This is a genomic window from Kitasatospora sp. NPDC023120, assembly GCF_055560835.1.
The window spans coordinates 1-1,903 of sequence record NZ_JBVHHY010000105.1; the positions used below are offsets into that span (position 1 = coordinate 1).

At 68.5% G+C, this 1,903-nt stretch carries 2 protein-coding genes; one reads left to right on the plus strand and one right to left on the minus strand.

Going from position 1 to position 1,903, the window contains the following annotated elements; translation table 11 throughout:
- Positions 1-33 precede the first annotated feature (33 nt).
- Positions 34-1,092, minus strand: coding sequence for an IS630 family transposase (locus ACZ3TI_RS40905; RefSeq protein WP_465735666.1), 1,059 nt, complete (start codon positions 1,090-1,092; stop codon positions 34-36).
- Positions 1,093-1,199: 107 nt separating this feature from the next.
- On the opposite strand from ACZ3TI_RS40905, the gene ACZ3TI_RS40910 reads away from it, so the two are divergent.
- Positions 1,200-1,820, plus strand: a complete 621-nt coding sequence (locus ACZ3TI_RS40910; RefSeq protein WP_465735668.1) for a plasmid pRiA4b ORF-3 family protein — start codon at positions 1,200-1,202, stop codon at positions 1,818-1,820.
- The last annotated feature ends 83 nt before the right edge of the window (positions 1,821-1,903 follow it).

Consider the following 1,903-nt stretch of genomic DNA (forward strand, 5'->3'; position numbering starts at 1 on the left):
ACTAGTGCAGCGCCGCGCTGATCCTGCGAGGGTTTACCCGGCCTTGAGTGGGGTTCCCTCGTAGGTCCAGCGGAACGGCTTCGCTTCCGTGTCGTAGGCAATGGTGAACTCGCGGATTCGGCCGATGAGGTCGTCTCGTGAGGTGAACTCACCACGTCGCAGCAGGCGGCGGGCGAGGATCGAGAAGAAGATCTCGACCTGGTTGAGCCACGAGGCGTGCTTGGGCGTGTGGTGGACGGTGAATCTCGGGTGGCCTGTCAGCCAGGTTCGGGTGGCCTTCGAGACGTGGGACGAGCCGTTGTCGAGGATCAGGTGGATGGTCAGGGCGGGGTCGATGCTCTGGTCCAGCAGCCGCAGGAATCGGATGAAGGTTGCCGAGTTGTTGCGGGTGATGTCCTCGACGAGGACCTGTCCGGTGTGCACGTCCAGGGCCGCGACGATGGATGCGGTGCCGTGGCGGCGGTATTCGAACTCGCGGAGTTCGGGTCTGCCTGGTCTAGCCGGCCGGGTCGGATGGCGACGGGAGCGGGCCTGCATGGCGGTCTTCTCGTCCACGCTCAGGACCACTGATCCTTCCGGCCGGTTGAGATAGAGGGCGCACACGTCGGCGGCCTTGGCGTAGAAGTCGGGATCGTCGGGGCGGGTCAGCCAACCGCGGACCAGGTGGGGTTTGAGGTCAAGGCCGGCAAGGATCCTGCCGACCTGGGAGACGGAGATCCCGTGTCCGGCAAGGGACTTGGCGATGGCCTTGTGGGTCCAGTGGCTGTCGGTGCCGGGTTGGGCGGAGGTCACAGTGGCCACGATCGCCAGCTGAACCTCGGGCCCGTAGCGGCGCGGACGGCCGGGCCGGCTGCGGTCGTCCAGTGCGGTCAGACCCTCGCGATGGAATCGTTTGCGCCAGCGCCGCACGGTGGCGATGTGCAGATGCTGCCTGCGGGCGATGGCGGCGTTCGCAGTGCCGTCGGCGGCGGCCAGCGCGACCTGGGCCCGTTGGATGCGCCGCAGCGGGGCGGTGCGCGAGTGCGCCAACTGCTCCAGTACCGCCCGCTGGTCCTCGTCCCACACCACCGTGAACGGGCTGTGCACCGGCATGACCCCACCCCCGGACTCGACACGCGCGGCGATCATTGTCGCGCGGACGGGTGGGGCCGGCTGCGGACGGCCGCGCGAGGACCAGGACCGCTGGCAGGATGGCCGCCATGGCGAACACCAGGCGCGCGAAGCCGATCTCCCGCTCCCGGACGGCACCGGGGACGTCCGTCCATACGATCAAGGTCACCCTGCGTGGCTCCCGCCCCCCGATCTGGCGGCGTCTGGAAGTGCCGTCGGCCACCGACCTGCGACAGCTGCACGACCTGATCCAGGCCGCCTTCGGCTGGGAGGACTACCACATGTGGGCCTTCGAGACCGGGCGGGAGCGGTACGGGGTCGCCGACCGGGAGCTGGGAATCCGCAACGCGGAATCGATGCGGCTTGACCACATCGCCCCGGGAATCGGTGCGCGGTTCGGCTACACCTACGACTTCGGCGACGACTGGGAGCACGACATCCTCGTCGAAGCGGTTGCCGACGCCGAACCCGGTGCCGCCTACCCGCGCTGCGTCACCGGCCGGCGTGCCTGCCCACCCGAGGACTGCGGCGGGATCTGGGGATACGAGTACCTCGTCGAGATCCTTGCCGATCCGGAGCACGAAGAGCATGAGGAACGGCTCGAATGGCTCGGCCTCGATTCCGGCGACCAGTTCGATCCCGCCGCCTTCGACCTGGCCGAGGTCAACACCGCGCTCTCCAGCTTCGCGACCATCCTCGTCCAGAACTGACGCCCAACCTGCACAGGATCGCCCCAGCCGCCACAGCCGGGGCGATCCAGACCCTCGCAGGATCAGTGCGGCGCTGCACTAGT